16 protein-coding genes, 1 tRNA gene, 2 rRNA genes, 1 other RNA gene and 1 other annotated feature are annotated in these 18,019 nt (G+C 43.4%); of the genes, 15 read left to right on the forward strand and 5 right to left on the reverse strand.

Going from position 1 to position 18,019, the window contains the following annotated elements; translation table 11 throughout:
* Together EKQ44_RS21025 and rrf are read left to right on the forward strand one after the other, a co-directional pair.
* Positions 1-116 (forward strand): 23S ribosomal RNA (locus tag EKQ44_RS21025); the annotation flags it as partial.
* 84 nt (positions 117-200) lie between these two features.
* Positions 201-317, forward strand: a 5S ribosomal RNA gene (rrf, locus tag EKQ44_RS21030).
* Between the two features lie 727 nt (positions 318-1,044).
* Here rrf and EKQ44_RS21035 read toward each other — a convergent pair.
* Positions 1,045-2,013, reverse strand: a complete 969-nt coding sequence (locus EKQ44_RS21035; protein WP_237665464.1) for a YaaC family protein — start codon at positions 2,011-2,013, stop codon at positions 1,045-1,047.
* 140 nt (positions 2,014-2,153) lie between these two features.
* Here EKQ44_RS21035 and guaB point away from each other — a divergent pair, with 140 nt between their 5' ends.
* From guaB to EKQ44_RS21065, 6 genes are all read left to right on the forward strand, one after another.
* Positions 2,154-3,617 carry an IMP dehydrogenase gene (gene guaB, locus EKQ44_RS21040; protein WP_237665465.1) on the forward strand — a complete coding sequence of 488 codons (1,464 nt, stop codon included), beginning with the start codon at positions 2,154-2,156 and terminating at the stop codon, positions 3,615-3,617.
* A 179-nt stretch (positions 3,618-3,796) separates the two neighbouring features.
* Positions 3,797-5,104 carry a D-alanyl-D-alanine carboxypeptidase family protein gene (locus EKQ44_RS21045; protein WP_237665476.1) on the forward strand — a complete coding sequence of 436 codons (1,308 nt, stop codon included), beginning with the start codon at positions 3,797-3,799 and terminating at the stop codon, positions 5,102-5,104.
* A 289-nt stretch (positions 5,105-5,393) separates the two neighbouring features.
* Positions 5,394-6,281: a pyridoxal 5'-phosphate synthase lyase subunit PdxS gene (gene pdxS, locus EKQ44_RS21050; RefSeq protein ID WP_237665466.1), complete on the forward strand. Its 888-nt coding sequence runs from the start codon at positions 5,394-5,396 to the stop codon at positions 6,279-6,281.
* Positions 6,282-6,299: 18 nt separating this feature from the next.
* Positions 6,300-6,875 (forward strand): pyridoxal 5'-phosphate synthase glutaminase subunit PdxT, encoded by a 576-nt coding sequence (gene pdxT / locus EKQ44_RS21055; protein ID WP_237665467.1) that lies wholly within the window; start codon positions 6,300-6,302, stop codon positions 6,873-6,875.
* A gap of 64 nt (positions 6,876-6,939) precedes the next feature.
* Positions 6,940-7,175: a binding site (T-box leader), on the forward strand.
* Positions 7,176-7,573: 398 nt separating this feature from the next.
* Entirely contained in the window at positions 7,574-8,851 is a 1,278-nt protein-coding gene (gene serS, locus EKQ44_RS21060) for a serine--tRNA ligase (protein WP_237665468.1), read from the forward strand.
* A gap of 96 nt (positions 8,852-8,947) precedes the next feature.
* Positions 8,948-9,040: transfer RNA gene (locus EKQ44_RS21065), tRNA-Ser, on the forward strand.
* A gap of 346 nt (positions 9,041-9,386) precedes the next feature.
* On the opposite strand, the gene EKQ44_RS21070 is transcribed toward EKQ44_RS21065, so the two are convergent.
* The 4 genes from EKQ44_RS21070 to EKQ44_RS21085 all read right to left on the reverse strand — a co-directional run bounded on the left by EKQ44_RS21070 (position 9,387) and on the right by EKQ44_RS21085 (position 12,949).
* A complete protein-coding gene (locus EKQ44_RS21070) occupies positions 9,387-10,055 on the reverse strand; it encodes a deoxynucleoside kinase (protein WP_237665469.1) in 669 nt (222 codons plus the stop codon).
* Positions 10,055-10,693, reverse strand: coding sequence for a deoxynucleoside kinase (locus tag EKQ44_RS21075; protein ID WP_237665470.1), 639 nt, complete (start codon positions 10,691-10,693; stop codon positions 10,055-10,057). The genes EKQ44_RS21070 and EKQ44_RS21075 overlap by 1 nt, the downstream gene beginning before the upstream one ends.
* Before the next feature lie 335 nt (positions 10,694-11,028).
* Positions 11,029-12,339, reverse strand: coding sequence for a glycosyl hydrolase family 18 protein (locus EKQ44_RS21080; RefSeq protein WP_237665471.1), 1,311 nt, complete (start codon positions 12,337-12,339; stop codon positions 11,029-11,031).
* 67 nt (positions 12,340-12,406) lie between these two features.
* The gene (locus tag EKQ44_RS21085; protein WP_237665477.1) at positions 12,407-12,949 is read right to left on the reverse strand and encodes a cysteine hydrolase family protein; all 543 of its coding nucleotides are present in this window, start codon (positions 12,947-12,949) and stop codon (positions 12,407-12,409) included.
* A gap of 82 nt (positions 12,950-13,031) precedes the next feature.
* On the opposite strand from EKQ44_RS21085, the gene tadA reads away from it, so the two are divergent.
* The 7 genes from tadA to EKQ44_RS21120 all read left to right on the forward strand — a co-directional run bounded on the left by tadA (position 13,032) and on the right by EKQ44_RS21120 (position 17,663).
* Positions 13,032-13,520 (forward strand): tRNA adenosine(34) deaminase TadA, encoded by a 489-nt coding sequence (gene tadA / locus EKQ44_RS21090; RefSeq protein WP_237665472.1) that lies wholly within the window; start codon positions 13,032-13,034, stop codon positions 13,518-13,520.
* 98 nt (positions 13,521-13,618) lie between these two features.
* Positions 13,619-13,883, forward strand: an RNA gene (ffs, locus tag EKQ44_RS21095) — signal recognition particle sRNA large type.
* 310 nt (positions 13,884-14,193) lie between these two features.
* Complete coding sequence (dnaX, locus tag EKQ44_RS21100) at positions 14,194-15,885, forward strand: DNA polymerase III subunit gamma/tau (protein WP_237665473.1); 1,692 nt, start codon at positions 14,194-14,196, stop codon at positions 15,883-15,885.
* A gap of 37 nt (positions 15,886-15,922) precedes the next feature.
* Positions 15,923-16,249: a YbaB/EbfC family nucleoid-associated protein gene (locus EKQ44_RS21105; RefSeq protein ID WP_087942025.1), complete on the forward strand. Its 327-nt coding sequence runs from the start codon at positions 15,923-15,925 to the stop codon at positions 16,247-16,249.
* A gap of 10 nt (positions 16,250-16,259) precedes the next feature.
* The gene (recR, locus tag EKQ44_RS21110) at positions 16,260-16,856 is read left to right on the forward strand and encodes a recombination mediator RecR (protein WP_047972597.1); all 597 of its coding nucleotides are present in this window, start codon (positions 16,260-16,262) and stop codon (positions 16,854-16,856) included.
* A 127-nt stretch (positions 16,857-16,983) separates the two neighbouring features.
* Complete coding sequence (locus EKQ44_RS21115; protein WP_237665474.1) at positions 16,984-17,196, forward strand: YaaL family protein; 213 nt, start codon at positions 16,984-16,986, stop codon at positions 17,194-17,196.
* A 203-nt stretch (positions 17,197-17,399) separates the two neighbouring features.
* The gene (locus tag EKQ44_RS21120; protein WP_237665475.1) at positions 17,400-17,663 is read left to right on the forward strand and encodes a pro-sigmaK processing inhibitor BofA family protein; all 264 of its coding nucleotides are present in this window, start codon (positions 17,400-17,402) and stop codon (positions 17,661-17,663) included.
* Positions 17,664-18,019: the final 356 nt, after the last annotated feature.

Here is an 18,019-nt window from a genome sequence, read left to right on the forward strand (position 1 = left end):
TTTCCTTTTACTTCGGTAAGTAAGATCCCTGAAAGATGATCAGGTAGATAGGTTCGAGGTGGAAGCATGGCGACATGTGGAGCTGACGAATACTAATCGATCGAGGACTTAACCCAACAATAAGTAAATGTATGAACGATAGGAATTCTTGATATGAACACATTATCTAGTTTTGAAGGATCAACCTTCAACTGAATATGTCTGGTAATGATGGCGAAGAGGCCACACCCGTTCCCATACCGAACACGGAAGTTAAGCTCTTCAGCGCCGATGGTAGTTGGGGGATCTCCCCCTGTGAGAGTAGGACGTTGCCAGGCAAATGGAAGAAACCAGTGCTTATTAATTTAGGCGCTGGTTTTTTTGTGTTGTTTTGGGTTTTGGTGGTAGATGGTTGGTGTTGTTTTTGTATGTTTATGTCGAATGCCCGTTATATTGTCCGACATCGCGGATAAAACGAAAAATTCGCGGATAAAACAAAAAGTTCGCGGATAAAACAAAAAGTTCGCGGATAAATCCAAAACTTCACGGATAAAAATAAGATTTAGAGTGATTAAGACCAACACCAGAGCTATAAAGACCATATGGTGGCAAATTTCCCGTCGAGATTGTCATTATCAAGGCTATAAAGACAATCTGGAGGTGAATCTCCCGTCGAGATTGTCATCATCAAGGCCATAAAGACAATCTGGAAGTGAATTTCCCGTTGAGATTGTCATCATCAAGGCTATAAAGACAATATGGTGGCAAATTTCCCATTGAGATTGTCATTATCAAGGCTATAAAGACAATCTCAAAGCAAATCTCCAGTTGAGATTGTCATCATCATCGAGTCTATAAAGACAATCTGAAGAGTTAAATTCTTACCTGGTAAATGGCATCATTAAGAGGTTGAAATCTACCTAGAAACGATTCTCCCCTCCATGCCTCTTCACCACTTTCATCAAGACCTCACCCCACCTCCAAGATTTCCACAAATCACAGAAGTCTGTAACCATACCATACATCTTAAAAACAACCAGGTCCCGCTATGCCGCCCCTATCCCCCTATGCCTCCCTATCAATACCAAGTGTACGCAACAAATACCCATGCAAATAATAAGGTATCTTCATGGAAGCCACATCAAGGAATTGGTTGATGAGGGAGAGGTCGCTGCTGTTGAATGTATGAAGCAACTCCCCCCACCATTCTGTTTCATACCGGCAGATCATGCTTAAGTTATATAAAAGCAGATAATGCGACAGTATTTCCGGAAAAAAGGTGAGCTGCTCTTTTTTCCTGGGAACGTACAGGGCATCTCTTTGATGATTGTATAATAAAGGGGAGTAAACATTTGCAACATGGCTTTCCGACCTTTTAAATTGAAGGTAACTGTCTGTAACGGAATCTAACTCATAGGGCGCTTGTTTAGTAAAATATTGAACAAAGCGGTCCTTGGTCATTTTATAATCATCTAGAATGGATAGTGGTATTCGAATACATTCATTCTCCACTTTTCCAACTGCTAAAAAAGGGCTTTTACTTTTCGTTATTTTTATGGTTGTTTCTAGCTCAGGAATGGAGAAAAGTAAATCCCTCATGGAATACTTTGTTCCTTCTGTTTGTTTCACATGGAACATTTTGTCGCTAAAGTGCGAAAAGAGTCCATTTTTCTGAACTTTCACTTCATCTTGTAAGAATTCGTAGCTTTGTTTTTTTCGTTTTCTTGTAGAGACTCCGTGAGCTAGTACGGAAGTGGATTCTGGATAGGAAGGATCGACTGTTAACAAACAGGCCTTGATCAGTTGAACCATACCATAAAACATGAGAACAGGTTTGATGGACGTGGGAGTAGTACTGGACTGCTGCAGATATGTCAGGCCATGCTCCACATAGTAGATAAAGCTATATGAATTGTTGTAGCTCTTTTGTTCATATTGTTCTATTTGCTGTTTTTGATAACTCGCCTTTAATAACTTCTGCGCGGTTTCCACAGATTGAAATGGGTAAAATAAGTGTGAGAAGGAAGCTGTCAAGTAGTCCACGTCCTCGTTTAACTAGATATAGTTAGAATAATTAGAAAAAATAAACTTATGTTACTGTCCTTGACAGTATTTTGTCCAGTTGATACTCTACTATAAATATAATCGCGAATAAGAAGGGGGAAAATTTTGTCATGTGGGAAAGTAAATTTGCTAAAGAAGGTTTAACATTTGATGATGTTCTTTTAGTACCAGCTAAATCCGAGGTTCTGCCGCGGGATGTTGATTTGAAAGTGAATCTAACGGAAACACTTCAGCTGAATATTCCAATCATCAGTGCTGGGATGGATACGGTGACCGAAGCGGAAATGGCCATTGCCATGGCACGACAAGGCGGATTGGGAATTATCCATAAAAACATGTCCATTGAGCAGCAAGCAGAACAAGTGGACAAGGTAAAGCGCTCGGAAAGAGGAGTAATCACGGATCCGTTCTTCTTAACACCTGAACATCAAGTATTTGATGCAGAACACCTTATGGGGAAATACAGAATATCTGGTGTACCGATTGTGAACAACAACGAAGAGCAAAAGTTAGTTGGGATTCTGACTAATCGTGATCTTCGTTTCATCCAAGACTTCTCTATTCCCATTTCCGATGTCATGACAAAAGAAAATCTTGTGACTGGTTCGGTTGGTACCACATTGCAAGAAGCAGAAAGCATTCTACAAAAGTACAAAATTGAAAAACTCCCTCTTGTAGATGAAGCTGGCATCTTAAAAGGTCTTATCACCATTAAGGATATAGAAAAAGTTATTGAGTTCCCACATTCTGCGAAGGATAGCCAGGGACGCTTACTGGTTGGTGCAGCTGTTGGAGTGACAGGAGATACGATGCTCCGAGTGGAGAAATTGGTTCAAAAGAGTGTGGATGCCATTGTAGTGGATACAGCACATGGCCATTCTCAAGGAGTACTTGATACAGTAAGAAAAATTAGGGATAAGTACCCTGATTTGAATATTATTGCTGGAAACGTGGCAACGGCAGAAGCCACACGTGATTTAGTTGAGGCTGGCGCTAATGTCATAAAGGTAGGAATCGGGCCGGGCTCCATCTGTACCACCCGTGTAGTGGCTGGTGTTGGTGTTCCTCAGATAACAGCGGTATATGATTGTGCAACAGAGGCTAGAAAATTGGGCGTATCCATTATTGCGGACGGTGGAATTAAGTATTCCGGTGATATCGTGAAGGCACTAGCCGCAGGCGGGCACGCTGTAATGCTTGGAAGTATGCTTGGCGGAACATCTGAAAGCCCTGGAGATACAGAGATCTTCCAAGGTCGTCGCTTTAAAGTTTACCGCGGCATGGGGTCTGTTGGAGCGATGGAAAAAGGAAGCAAGGACCGTTACTTCCAAGAAGATAATAAAAAGTTTGTACCAGAAGGCATTGAAGGTCGTATTCCTTATAAAGGGCCTGTTGCGGATACTATTTACCAAATGGTGGGCGGTCTGCGGTCCGGCATGGGGTATTGCGGGACAAAAGACTTACAGGAATTAAGAGAGCATGCACAATTCGTGAAGATGACAGGTGCAGGATTACGTGAAAGCCATCCACATGATGTGCAAATCACGAAAGAATCTCCCAATTATTCCGTATAATAACAATGCATAGGCGTTAAGACTTATATATGGACAGGGGAAGAAGTAGTCTTTCTCTGTCTATTTTTTTTGGACATAGTGTGATAAAATAACGACTATGTGAAAAATTATGTGGAGGGTACTTAATTGTGACAAAGAAAAACTTTCAACGAGTTATTGCTAGTTTACTAACCATTGCGATGCTAACAACCATTTTCTCGATACAAGATGTAAAAGCGGAGGGGAATAACCCCCACTTGGATATAAATGCAGAAGCTGCATTACTTCTTGAACAAAGCACAGGAAAGATTATTTATCAAAAGAACATTGATTCCATCCTTGGAATTGCAAGTATGACTAAAATGATGAGTGAGTACTTAATTTTAGAAGCGATCAGTGAAGGAAAGCTTTCATTGGACGATCAATACAATGTGAATGAATATGTTTGGACGATCTCCCATGATCGCAGCCTTTCCAATGTCCCACTTCGAAGAGATGGGACGTACAATGCGCAGGAGCTTTACGAAGCGATGGCTATTTATTCTGCTAACGGAGCAACGATTGCTCTTGCAGAAATGGTTGCCGGTACGGAAGCTGAATTTGTGAAGATGATGAATGAGAAGGCCGAGGAATTAGGTCTGGAAGATTATAAGTTTGTGAACTCCACTGGTTTGAATAACGCAGACCTTTACGGGATGCATCCAGAGGGAACGAATGCAGATGAAGAAAATGTCATGTCTGCTCGTGCAACAGCTAAGCTTGCTTATCACTTATTAAATGACTTCCCAGAGATCTTGGAAACGGCAAGTATCCCTAAGAAGAAGTTCAGAGAAGGTACTGAAGATGAAATTGATATGTCCAACTGGAACTGGATGCTACCGGGACTTGTTTCCGAGTATGAAGGCGTAGATGGATTAAAGACTGGTTTCACTGATTTTGCTGGTTACAATTTTACAGGGACCATCGAAAAGGATGGCATGAGATTTATTTCCGTGGTAATGGATGCTAAGAATGCCAATGGGCAACCTCAAGATACTGCGCGTTTTGCAGAAACTAGAAAACTATTTGATTACGGTTTTGCCAACTATTCTGTAAAAGAAATCTATCCTGCTAACTACCAAATTGATGAAAACTCCAATTTGAAAGTGGTAAAGGGAAAAGAAAAGCAAGTAGAAGTAGAAACAAGTGATGCTTTAAAAGTACTGGTGAAACGTGGAGAAGAAGAAAGCTTTGAACCACTTTATGTATATGATGAAAAAGTGGTTTCAGAAGATGCGATAACTGCTCCTTTTGAAGAAGGCACAAAAGTAGGTCATATGACCGTTGAATACACTGGTGAAGAAGAAGACCTAGGTTACTTGTTTAACCAACAAGGTGCAAAAGTAGATCTAGTAACCAAAGAAGGCGTTGAGAAAGCGAACTGGTTCGTGCTTTCCATGCGTGCCATCGGCGGATTCTTTGCAGATTTATGGTCCACAGTGGTGGGAGCGGTAAAAGGGTTATTTTAATAGTAAAGACGGTTTGAGAAGTGCTTGGAAGTTCCCTCGACAAAGGGAACTTCCGGGCATTTTGTCTATTTAAAGTTGGTGTATTCTGCTTTAGGAAGGAAATACTATGCATGATGTAGAGGAGAAAGCTTGAAAAACCGAATCTTTCTAAATAGTGGCAAGCAGAACTTTCGATTTTTTATTAGGATTTTTCTAAAATTTAAGGTAAAATAAAGAACGTGTTAGTAAATTATATGGACTTGTTCCATTTTATGAAAAAATCATTTTATACATATAGGGGGACTTATCGATGACACATCAAACAGGTACAGATCGTGTAAAACGTGGAATGGCGGAAATGCAAAAAGGCGGCGTCATCATGGACGTTGTCAACGCTGAGCAGGCAAGAATTGCAGAAGAAGCTGGTGCAGTTGCTGTAATGGCATTGGAGCGCGTTCCTGCTGATATCCGTGCAGCTGGTGGGGTTGCCCGCATGGCAGATCCAACAATCGTGGAAGAGGTTATGAAGGCTGTATCCATTCCGGTAATGGCAAAGGCTCGTATCGGCCATATCGTGGAAGCTCGCGTATTGGAAGCAATGGGTGTGGATTACATCGATGAGAGTGAAGTATTGACTCCGGCTGATGAAGAATACCACTTGGACAAGCGCCAATACAAAGTACCATTCGTATGTGGTTGTCGTGATCTTGGAGAAGCTGCACGCCGTATCGGTGAAGGTGCTTCCATGCTTCGTACGAAAGGTGAGCCTGGAACAGGGAACATCGTGGAAGCGGTTCGTCACATCCGTAAAGTGAACGCGCAGGTTCGCAAGGTGGTAGGAATGAACGAAGACGAATTGATGACAGAAGCTAAGCTTTTAGGAGCACCTTTTGAACTGCTTCTTGAAATCAAGCGTACAGGCAAGCTTCCAGTAGTAAACTTCGCAGCAGGTGGAATTGCGACTCCAGCTGATGCTGCGTTAATGATGCAATTAGGTTCTGATGGAGTATTTGTTGGCTCTGGTATCTTCAAATCAGAAAACCCAGCGAAATTTGCTCGTGCGATCGTAGAAGCGACTACTCATTATGAAGATTATGAATTGATCGCAAGCCTTTCCAAAGGATTGGGAACAGCAATGAAAGGTATCGAAATTTCTACACTATTACCTGAAAATCGCATGCAAGAGCGTGGCTGGTAAGTAAAGGAGTTTTAACGTATGGTGAAGGTTGGAGTCTTGGGACTTCAAGGTGCGGTTCGGGAACATGTGAGGTCCATCGAAGCATCTGGAGCAGAAGCAGTAGTGGTTAAAAGAGCGGAACAGCTTAATGAAGTAGACGGGCTGATTATTCCGGGCGGCGAAAGCACGACCATGCGCCGACTGATTGATAAGTATTCTTTCATGGAGCCACTCCGAGAGTTCGGCGCCAGTGAAAAACCTGTGTTTGGTACTTGTGCCGGGCTTATCCTGATTGCAAATGAAATTGTCGGCTACGAAGAGCCACACTTGGCATTCATGGATGCGAAGGTAGAGCGTAATTCGTTTGGCCGTCAGGTGGACAGCTTTGAAGCGGAACTTTCCATTGCAGGCATTGCAGAGGATTTTGTCGGAGTATTTATCCGCGCCCCGCATATTGTCGAAGTGGGGGAAGACGTGGAAGTACTGTGCAAGCATAATGGCCGTATTGTTGCTGCTCGTCAAGGCCAGTTCCTAGGTTGTTCGTTCCATCCAGAATTAACGGATGACCACCGCATTACACAGTATTTCGTTAATATGGTCAAAGAGTCCAAATAAATTTAGGTATAAAACTATTGCAAGTATGAGAAACTTGTAGTAGATTATCTAATAAGAAAATATTGTTAAAGCGTTGATAGGAAAAAGTAACAGGTTGCACATACTCTAAGAGAGTCGGTGGCTGGTGAGAACCGATGTATGACACTTGTGAATCCATCCTTGAGCACTTGGCCGAATTGCCATGAACGGCATAGTAAGTCAAATCGGTAAGATTATTACCGTTATCGAATGAAGTGGGAGAAGGCGTTTTGTCTTTTTCAACAAGGGTGGCAACACGGGAATATAACTCTCGTCCCTATTAGGGGACGGGGGTTTTTTGTGTTCTTAGGATTTCTGCGGAACATCCTGATGATTTCCGTTCCAGGTATTCGCTTTCCGCGGGGCGTGTGCTTGAGCCTCCTCACTCCGTTGCGGGGTCTCAACCTACCGCTACCTCCCGCCGGAGTCTCATACCTTGCACTACAATCATCAGGGGGATTATGGTTCTAGTTGTATAAACACTTAATTGTAAAGATTTAAAGCAGTACACTAGCTGTTGATTGGAACATAGGGCGTAGACTCCTACGGGAGATAGCGGTTAGCGGAGACCCCGCAGGCAAAGCCGAGGAGGCTCCGCAAGCGCCCCGTGGAAAGTGAAGCCCGGTGCAGAAATCAACAGCGGCGTTTAAAAGATACGATAAATAAAGGAGGAAGAAAGCATGTTGGATTTAAAGTTATTACGTGCGAATTTTGAAGAGATAAAGGGGAAGCTTCAGCATAGAGGGGAAGATCTTTCTGATTTGGATCGCTTTGAAGAGCTGGATGCCAAAAGAAGGGACCTTCTTGTTCAAACAGAGCAATTGAAAAGCAAACGTAACGAGGTTTCTCAACAAATTGCTACCATGAAACGCGAAAAGCAAGATGCTGATCATCTAATCAAGGAAATGCGTGAAGTGGGAGATAAGGTAAAGGAATTGGATGAGGAGCTAAGAGATGTAGAGGAAGCGCTTGAACTGCTACTTTTATCTATCCCGAACATCCCTCACGAGAGTGTTCCTGTAGGGGAAACGGAGGATGACAATGTAGAGGTCCGTAAATGGGGAGAAGTACCAAATTTCGGGTTTAAGGCGAAAGCGCATTGGGATATCGCAGATCAGCTTGGCATCTTGGATTTTGAACGTGCAGGTAAAGTAACAGGAAGTCGTTTTGTTTTTTACCGCGGTCTGGGTGCAAGACTTGAAAGGGCCTTGTTCAACTTTATGTTAGATTTGCATGTAGATGAGCATGGTTATACAGAAGTGTTACCACCATACATGGTAAACCGTGCAAGCATGACCGGAACAGGACAGTTGCCTAAATTTGAGGAAGATGCCTTCTTGATTGAAAAAGAAGATTACTTCCTGGTTCCCACAGCAGAAGTACCGATCACAAATATGCACCGTGACGAGATCTTAAGTGGCGATCAATTGCCGATCAATTATGCGGCATTCAGTGCTTGCTTCCGTTCTGAGGCTGGATCTGCAGGGCGCGATACTCGCGGTTTGATTCGCCAGCATCAGTTTAATAAAGTGGAGCTTGTGAAGTTTGTGAAGCCGGAAGAGTCTTATGATGAATTGGAGAAATTGACGGGTAATGCGGAAAAAGTGTTGCAACTACTTGGACTACCATACCGAGTGTTGAGCATGTGTACAGCAGACTTAGGTTTTACAGCAGCGAAGAAATATGACATCGAAGTATGGATCCCGAGTCAAGAAACATACCGTGAGATTTCTTCTTGCAGTAATTTCGAAAGCTTCCAAGCGCGCCGTGCAGGCATCCGTTTCCGACGTGATGCAAAAGGAAAGCCGGAGCATGTGCATACGTTGAACGGATCTGGACTCGCCGTTGGACGTACGGTGGCGGCAATCATGGAAAATTACCAACAAGAAGACGGTTCTGTAGTGATTCCTGAAGTATTGCGTCCTTATATGGGTGGAAAAGAAATTTTGACTAAATAGTGAACAATGGGAGGATAGGGTGAAAAAACCCTATCCTCGTGTTGTATCGTGTTGACATCCTTTTTGAAAATATGATATATTACTTTTTGTCGATACGGAGGAATACCCAAGTCCGGCTGAAGGGATCGGTCTTGAAAACCGACAGGGGTGTCAAAGCCCGCGGGGGTTCGAATCCCTCTTCCTCCGCCATTGATTTTTAAAAAGGTTTTCCTATAGCGCATAAATATGGAGATGTTCGTTACATTATGGAGAAGTAACGACTTTTTTATTGTCAGGATGAAGCGACGTCATCTTACGACAATGAATAAGCCGCCCAATTGGGCGGCTTATTTTTTTCTGGGGAATTTAAAGCAGTTGATTTTCGTTGAGGGTGCTTCGCCTTCTTGCGGGCGGTCCGAGAGCCTCTGCACAATGCTTAAGATCTTCCATGTCCTTTCCTACCTCTGAAGTCTACCCACCTTCCTTTCAACAATTTCAGACAAAAAGACCAGGCATCTAAGCCTGGTCTTTTAATGATATCGTTATCTCATCCATACTATTTTTTCAGCAATTGTGATTGCTTCATGTGATGGGAGATTTTTTCGATGATCGGTTCGATGGAATCGGAATTACTCAGCACATCGTATTCATTGATGTTTAGGCGCAGGACAGGGCATGCGTGAAAGTTATTGATCCATCTTTCGTAGCGCTCGTGCATTTCCTCCCAGTAGGAAATGGGTGTTTGCTGTTCCATCGGGCGTCCGCGTTCTTGGATGCGTCCTAGGATATCGTCCAAACTTCCTTCCAGATAGATCAAAAGGTCTGGGTGCGGGAAGTAAGGTGTCATCACCATTGCTTCAAACAAGCTGGTGTAGGTGTCATAGTCGACTTGTGTCATTGTCCCTTTTTCATAATGCATATTGGCGAAGATGCCTGTGTCTTCGTAAATGGATCGGTCTTGGATGAAGCCTCCACCATATTCGAAGATTTTCTTCTGGTCCTTGAAACGTTCAGCAAGGAAGTAGATTTGTAAATGGAAGCTCCATCTTTCGAAATCAGCATAAAATTTATCTAAGTATGGATTGGTGTCTACTTTTTCAAAGGATGTGCGAAAACCAAGGGCATTTGCCAAAGCGTTCGTCATGGTGGATTTTCCGACTCCCACTGTTCCGGCAATGGTGATCACCGCATTGGAGGGGATGCCGTATTTTTGACGTAAATTCATTACACGTTAACTCCTTTTTGCAAGGTATCCTTCAGTTGGTGGAAGATACGTTGTAGGTCTTCTTCTCGTTGTACAAAATCAACATCGTCTCCGTTGAAGCGCAGGATAGGCAAAGAGGGATATTGTTTTTCGAGGCGGTCCATCTCTTCATCATAATCAAGACTAAGTTGTTGCAGATAGAGTGGATCAATTTTCTTTTCTATATCGCGACCGCGCATTTCAATTCTATTCAATAGAGTATCCAGACTAGCGTTCAAATAAATGATGACATTTGGCTTAGGCATATCATTTGTCAGAATGTCGTAAATTTGCAAGTACTTATCATACTGCTTGTCCTTTAATGTGCGTTTAGCGAAAATGAGATTCTTCAGGATATGGTAATCCGCCACAACGGGTGTATGCTTCTTCAGTTGGTGCTGCTCGATATCTTCAAGCTGTTTAAATCTATTACAAAGGAAAAACATTTCCGTTTGAAAGCTCCACTCGTCAATGTTCTCGTAGAACTTTCCGAGGAAAGGATTTTCGTCTACTATTTCTTTTAATAAATGATATTGGAACTCCTCTGCGATTTTTTTCGCAAGCGAGGTTTTTCCAACCCCGATAGGTCCTTCTACTGTTATAAATGGTGTTGCGTGCACCAGGATGCCCCCCCCTTTACAAGCGTAAGCAAAATCTATATTTTGACAGACAATTATCATTTTATCATAGATGTGGGGGATATGGAGGAAGAATTTTTGAGAAGATTTTCCTCTCATAAAAAGAACGTTTTGTTAGTGTTGCCTGTTGATAATGAGCAGGTTTCCAGCTGTTGATTGGAGCTAAAGGAGAAGACTCCTGCGGGAGAGCAGCGACATTCTCGAGAGACCCCTGAAGCGTTGTGAGGAGGCTCAAGGTCGCCACGCGGATCGTTTGCGGAGATCAACAGCCGTGTTTAACGGTGTCCAAAAGAAAAAAGACTGAGGTTACTCAGCCTTCAATAAGAATAATAGAAGCGTTCTGTTGGATTTTTTACCACATTGAAATTATCGGTGATGAGCAGCCAGTTCTGTGGAAACGGGAGGCCCAACTTCCAGTAGCTGATTCCCCGGAGATTCAGTTCTTTGATCAGGTCGAATTTTGCCTGAATCGACCTGGCGTCCTCAAACCAGACCTCATGTTCATTTCCATCTTTGAAATAGTTGAAGTGCGGCGCCTGGGCCTCTTCATCGTATTCAATTGCGACATTATTTTCTGCTGCAAGTTCTATGGCGGCTTGCGGACTGATCGCTTTGGCAAATTCTCCACCAGGTGTGAACGGGAGGGTCCAGTCATATCCGTAAAGGTTCTGTCCCATCATGATCTTCTCGCTCGGCATTTCGGTGATGGCATATTCCAATACTTCTCGGACCGGTCCGATTGGCGAAACGGCCATTGGTGGTCCTCCGCTATAGCCCCACTCATATGTCATGATGACAACAAAATCAACGATTTCCCCATGTGCCTTATAATCATGAGCCTCATACCATTTCCCCGGTTGATCTGCCCTCGTTTTCGGGGCAAGGGCGGTGGAAATGAGCCACCCTTCCTGTTTAAAGCGATCCCTGGCTTTGCGAAGGAAGGTATTATAGGCTTCCTTATCAGCAGGGCGCAAAAATTCGAAGTCGAAATGGATATCTTTGAAGTTGTATTTTTTTGCGGTGGCGACAATATTGTCTAGAAACTTATTTTGCACATTCATATCTGTCAAAATAATCCTTCCGAGTTCGTCACTGAATGCATCGTCTTCGAGATTGGTGAGTACCATCATCAGGATTACATTATCTTGGGCTGCGATCTGTGGAAGATTGTTGAGTGGAGGTTCCTTCAAGGATCCATCCCGAAGGACCTGAAAGCTAAAAGGTGCAAGGTACGTCAAATATGGGGCTGCGTTCCTTGAACTCTGTTGTAATTCTTCTGATACTGTGTCCCCGCGTGGCTCGACATACGCAATAATTTCCGCTTCCCTTTTCGGTTGGGGAGGGATATATAGCCTTAAACCCACACGTAACGGCGTGGCGGGGTTTAATTGGTTTACCTCTATTAATACTTCTGGGGTCGTGTTAAATCTTCTTGCGATGGAAAAGAGAGTATCTCCCGGTTGAACAAAATAAAAGCGGCCCACGATAGGGATGACCAACGCCTGGCCTACCACCAATCGATCAGGGTTTGGAAGGTCATTCGCTTCAATGATGTCACTAGGTGTGGTGGCATAGGCCTGTGCGATCCCTGTTAACGTTTGTCCTTGCCTTACGACATGAATTTGCATGGTTCGTCCCTCCTATTCATTCTCCTTTATCAATGTATGAAGGAAGTGGAGGGTTCATTCTACAAACTCATGAGTTGGAAAGTAAGTTTTCTGTAGGACGGATATCAGCTTTAAGGACATTTTCCATCATCTTTAAAGCATACTCATTGTCCTGTTCATCTGCAGATGCAATGGCATCACTTGGGATGCATAGTCCCAATTCACGCATATACGCATCGTTTGCCGTAAACAGTACACAAATGTTGCCGGCTATCCCGGTAAGAATGAGGTGTTTGACCTTCAGCTGGGAGAGCAGTGTATGTAAGGCGGTTCCGTAAAAAGCGGAATGCTTCGGCTTGATGAGGAAAAAATCCTGATCTGTCGGCTTTAGGGCTTCGATAATCGGCGAACTGAGAGAGTTGCGGCATTTTGCCATGATCTTATCGTAATCTGCCTGCCATAGGTTATAATGGTCATTGATATAAATGACTGGTCGTTGCTCTTTTATCATCATTTCTTTTAATTTCACGATATTTGGGCAGATCGTCGCTGTTTTCTCTGCTAAGGCATTTCCGTGCTTAAATTGAAAATCATTGATAATATCTATTATAAGTAAAGCCGAATGCTCCATCATGTTTATCACCTCATGATGGTTAGTCTATGGATATGAGGTCGAGAATATAAACAGGGTAGATAAGGAAAGGAATTTATATATGCAGGATGAATATTTCATGAAGCTCGCAATCGATGAGGCAAAAAAGGCCGAAGCATTAAAAGAAGTTCCCATTGGTGCAGTGCTAGTACTGGACGGGCAAGTAGTGGCGAGGGGCTATAACTTAAGGGAAACAACACAGCGATCCATTACGCATGCGGAAATACTCGTAATCGATCAGGCTTGTGAATCCTTGAAAACTTGGCGTTTGGAGGAGGCCACGTTGTATGTGACCTTGGAACCTTGCCCAATGTGTGCCGGAGCCATCATCCAGTCAAGAGTGAAGAAAGTGGTGTACGGTGCAAAAGATCCAAAAGCGGGATGCGCCGGCACCTTGATGAACCTTTTACAGGATGAAAGGTTCAACCACCAGACTGACGTTATAAGCGGCGTGCTAGCAGAGGAATGCGGAGAGCTCTTGTCCACGTTTTTCAAAAGGCTCCGCCAGGAAAAGAAAGATAGGAAACAGCAATCCAATAATGCCACCTAAATATTTACAGGTGCATAGACTTGCATTTTTGACCATTACCCTTTATACTAAATTATGCGTCGAGTTAATGACGCAACCAACTTATGGTTTTAATTTTGTCGTGCTAAGCGGGGAGGTAGCGGTGCCCTGTACTCGCAATCCGCTCTAGCGAGGCTGAATCCCTTCTCGAGGTTAGTAGGCTGTAGGGTCTGCCTCAAGTAAGTGGTGTTGACACCTGGGTCCTGCGCAATGGGAACCCGTGAACCATGTCAGGTCCGGAAGGAAGCAGCATTAAGCGGACTCTCTCATGTGCCGCAGGGTTGCCTGGGTCGAGCTAACTGCTTGAGTAACGCTTATGGTGACTAATCGACGGAAGGTGCACGGCAGTTTAATAAAAGCAATCAAACCCACTCTAGTTTCTAGGGTGGGTTTTTTCATATATAAAAATGTAAAACAGACTAGTGGATTGGAGCGAAAGGCACTCGACTCCGGCGGGAGGTAGCGGTAGGTTGAGACCCCACAGGCGAAGCCGAGGAGGCTCAAGCACCGCCCCGCGGAAAGCGAGTGCCTGCAGCGGAAAGGAACGGTCAAACTATAGAGTGAATTAATAATGATTAGACATGGAACAAACATTTTATTTTACCCAAGCCATACGGTATAATGGAAGAGGATAAAAAAGAAGGAGGGCATATTGGTGGCATATCAAGCTTTATACCGTGTTTTTAGACCGCAACTATTCGAAGACGTTGTGGGACAGGAACATATAACCAAAACCTTACAAAACGCCCTGCTTCAACAAAAGTTTTCTCACGCCTACTTGTTCTCCGGTCCAAGAGGAACAGGAAAAACAAGTGCGGCCAAAATACTTGCAAAAGCGGTGAACTGTGAACATGCACCGGTAGCAGAACCATGCAATGAATGTCCTTCTTGCAAAGGCATTACAGATGGTTCGATTTCCGATGTTATAGAAATTGATGCGGCCTCCAACAATGGAGTGGACGAAATCCGTGATATTCGTGACAAGGTCAAATATGCTCCAAGTTCTGTGAAATATAAAGTTTACATTATAGATGAAGTACATATGCTGTCGATCGGAGCCTTCAACGCTTTATTAAAGACACTAGAAGAACCTCCGAAACATGTCATCTTTATTTTGGCGACAACAGAGCCCCATAAAATTCCTTTGACGATCATCTCGCGTTGTCAGCGTTTTGATTTTAAAAGAATCACAGGGGAGTCGATTGTCGGAAGGCTATCTACTGTCTTACAGGCCCAAGCAATAGAGGCAGAACCACAAGCCCTTGCTGTAATAGCTCGAGCGGCAGAGGGTGGGATGCGTGATGCCCTCAGTCTGATGGACCAGGCAATCTCTTTCAGTGACGGGACATTGACCGTCCATGATGCACTGGCCATCACAGGCTCTGTTTCCCAAACCTTCATGACAGATATCGTACATGGCTTGTATCATAAAAATGTCGCAGAGGCGTTGGACTCCTTACATCAGGTATTCCAATTAGGGAAGGATCCCGCCAGGTTCCTAGAAGATCTTATTTTTTATTACCGCGACATGCTTCTATATAAAACGGCACCAAACCTTGAACAGATATTGGACAGAGTACAGGTGGATGAAGCGTTTCAGCGATTTGCCGAGGAAATCCCTACAGAAACAATCTATGAGACGATTGATATCCTGAATAAGAGCCAGCAGGAGATGAAGTGGACAAATCATCCCCGTATTTACCTCGAAGTGGCGATCGTCAAGCTTTGCCAGCTTGAGGTCTCCACACAGGAAGCAGCCAATCAAGATCAGGTGAATCTGCTGCAAAAGAAAATCACCATGCTGGAAAACAAAGTGAAAGAGCTTGCCGCTGGGAATGTAGGCGGAGCGGCACAACCTACGGCTCCAAGCAAGTCCCCTGCTAGAAGTGGTGGAGGGTCAAGAAACGGCTTTAAGCCTGCAACCGGCCGGATTCAGGAAGTGCTGAAGCAGGCAACAAGAGGAGATTTGGACAGTATCAAAGGCAGTTGGGCACAATTACTGGAAGCATTGCGCAAGCAGAACAAAGTATCTCATGCGGCTTTGTTGACCGACAGTGAACCTGTAGCTGCAGCAAGCAGTGCTTTTGTGTTAAAGTTTAAATATGAAATACATTGCAAAATGGCATCCGATGAACCGGTCAAGCAGAACCTGGAGCAAATCATCCTTGAGCTTACCGGCAAGTCTTATGATATGCTGGCCGTTCCGGAAGAAGAATGGCTGAAAATAAGAGAAGGATTCATTCGCGGACAAAAAAGTGAAGAAGAGGGTGACGAGGCAAAAGACGACCCCTTCATTGAAGAAGCGAAAAAACTCGTCGGTCCAGATCTTGTAGAAATCAAAGAATAATAAACCATTATGACAATATTAGGAGGAATTTATTATGATGCGTGGCGGCGGAATGGGTAACATGCAAAAAATGATGAAACAGATGCAAAAAATGCAAAAAGATATGGCAAAAGCTCAAGAGGAGCTGGCAGAAAAGACAATGGAAGGTACTGCTGGTGGCGGTATGGTAACAGTTGTTGTAAATGGTCAGAAGGAGATCATCGAAGTGAATATCAAAGAAGAAGTGGTGGACCCTGAAGATATCGAAATGCTACAAGACTTGGTTCTAGCAGCAACAAACGATGCCCTTAAGAAAATGGAAGAGTTAACTAATGACACCATGGGTCAATTCACTAAAGGGTTAAACATGCCAGGACTTTTCTAGGAGGACCTTTATGCACTATCCTGAGCCTATATCAAAGCTGATCGACAGCTTTATGAAATTGCCAGGTATCGGCCCGAAAACGGCCGCTCGTCTGGCTTTTTTCGTACTTAATATGAAAGAAGACACTGTACTTGATTTTGCAAAAGCCTTGGTTAATGCAAAACGGAATCTCTCATACTGTTCTGTGTGCGGACATATCACAGACAAGGACCCGTGCTATATCTGCGAGGATAATAGGCGGGACAGAACCATCATATGTGTGGTGCAGGAAACCAAGGATGTCATCGCAATGGAGAAAATGAGGGACTATAACGGTCTTTATCATGTCCTGCATGGCGCAATCTCGCCAATGGATGGCATCGGTCCTGAAGATATCAAGATCCCGGAACTTATCAAACGATTGCAGGATGATGAGGTGCAGGAATTGATCCTTGCAACCAACCCCAACATAGAAGGCGAAGCTACTGCCATGTATATCTCCAGACTTTTAAAGCCATCTGGGATAAAAATGACCCGTATTGCTCATGGACTTCCTGTTGGCGGAGATCTAGAATATGCAGATGAAGTAACATTATCCAAAGCCCTTGAGGGAAGACGGGAGATCTAAGTTTTTTGTCTCTTATTGAAAGCTTGGTTAAGCCCGGTGCCGGTGGGGGAATCAACAGCGGTGTCTAGTTTTAAGTAAGCCAAGGGTACAAGCAATGACTTAATTGGTAAAGGGGTTAACACAACCTATGTTCTTTCGTAAAAAAGACCGCTTAAAAAAACAGTTCGACGACAAACTAATGGATGCCACAGAAGAGTGTAAAAACCGTTGGGCAAAACACAAGAGTCTGGTGGATAAAAGTCTGGACCCCTCAGAAGAGGTAATTTGCCAACTAAAATTGGCTGAAGCAAAATATCTCTTTCTATTAAGGGAAGTCCGTACACGTATGGTGAAGAAGTAGCTGAAGGTAACCTCTCAGCTGCTTTTTTTATTGGAGCGAGCGACCACAGCAAAAGAGTGGACAGGATTTATTGCGAATGAAAACCACCTTTCGGCCTTTCACAAAAAAAGGTATTGAATAAAGTTCATTATTCACCTAGCAAGTTCTTAACTATAAGGCTTTCACATATAGATTTAGTACAAGCTGGCAAGAGGGGGAAACATATGGAACCGTTAATGGTAATAGGACTGATAGGCGGATTGATCTTACTTGTTCTGTTAGTGGGAACACCGATCAAGCCATTGCGCTTTGCTGGACAGGCGCTTATAAAAGTAATGATTGGGGCCCTTTTTTTATTCTTCTTAAACGCCTTTGGAAACTCCATGGGGATACATGTACCAATCAATCCTGCCACTGCTGCCGTTTCTGGATTATTAGGAATACCGGGTGTCATCTCACTGGTAATCATTCAAATGTATATATTATGAGGTGGTATTCAAGCACCAAACAGCCTTCCTAAAAATAAAGGAGGCTTTTTTTATTTTTATCATTGACTTCTTCTTTATATAAATGGTATATTATATTTCGTTGTCACAAACGACCGATTATACGAATCAAAACAACTTAAAAAAGTTGTTGACTTGTTTCTGGAGTATGTGATAAGATAATAAAGTCGCTTCGAGAGAACGACAAAAAAGAGTTCTTTGAAAACTAAACAAAACAACAGCGTCATAACGTCGGTTCTACGGAATCGGCAAAATGATTTTAAGTAACACAAGCTAGCAAATTTTGAGCAAAAGCTCAGACTCTTTATTGGAGAGTTTGATCCTGGCTCAGGACGAAC

Origin of the sequence: Sutcliffiella horikoshii, assembly GCF_021991925.1 — a bacterium.
GTDB lineage: Bacteria > Bacillota > Bacilli > Bacillales > Bacillaceae_I > Sutcliffiella_A > Sutcliffiella_A horikoshii_F.

What these genes read in the sequence shown, in the direction of transcription:
- EKQ44_RS21115 (WP_237665474.1), top strand. Translation starts at nt 16,984, where the DNA reads ATGTTCTTTCGTAAAAAAGACCGCTTAAAAAAACAGTTCGACGACAAA.
- pdxT (WP_237665467.1), top strand. Translation starts at nt 6,300, where the DNA reads ATGGTGAAGGTTGGAGTCTTGGGACTTCAAGGTGCGGTTCGGGAACAT.
- EKQ44_RS21070 (WP_237665469.1), bottom strand. Translation starts at nt 10,055, where the DNA reads ATGAATTTACGTCAAAAATACGGCATCCCCTCCAATGCGGTGATCACC.
- EKQ44_RS21105 (WP_087942025.1), top strand. Translation starts at nt 15,923, where the DNA reads ATGCGTGGCGGCGGAATGGGTAACATGCAAAAAATGATGAAACAGATG.
- recR (WP_047972597.1), top strand. Translation starts at nt 16,260, where the DNA reads ATGCACTATCCTGAGCCTATATCAAAGCTGATCGACAGCTTTATGAAA.
- pdxS (WP_237665466.1), top strand. Translation starts at nt 5,394, where the DNA reads ATGACACATCAAACAGGTACAGATCGTGTAAAACGTGGAATGGCGGAA.
- serS (WP_237665468.1), top strand. Translation starts at nt 7,574, where the DNA reads ATGTTGGATTTAAAGTTATTACGTGCGAATTTTGAAGAGATAAAGGGG.
- EKQ44_RS21045 (WP_237665476.1), top strand. Translation starts at nt 3,797, where the DNA reads ATGCTAACAACCATTTTCTCGATACAAGATGTAAAAGCGGAGGGGAAT.
- tadA (WP_237665472.1), top strand. Translation starts at nt 13,032, where the DNA reads ATGCAGGATGAATATTTCATGAAGCTCGCAATCGATGAGGCAAAAAAG.
- EKQ44_RS21080 (WP_237665471.1), bottom strand. Translation starts at nt 12,339, where the DNA reads ATGCAAATTCATGTCGTAAGGCAAGGACAAACGTTAACAGGGATCGCA.
- guaB (WP_237665465.1), top strand. Translation starts at nt 2,154, where the DNA reads ATGTGGGAAAGTAAATTTGCTAAAGAAGGTTTAACATTTGATGATGTT.
- EKQ44_RS21120 (WP_237665475.1), top strand. Translation starts at nt 17,400, where the DNA reads ATGGAACCGTTAATGGTAATAGGACTGATAGGCGGATTGATCTTACTT.
- EKQ44_RS21085 (WP_237665477.1), bottom strand. Translation starts at nt 12,949, where the DNA reads ATGGAGCATTCGGCTTTACTTATAATAGATATTATCAATGATTTTCAA.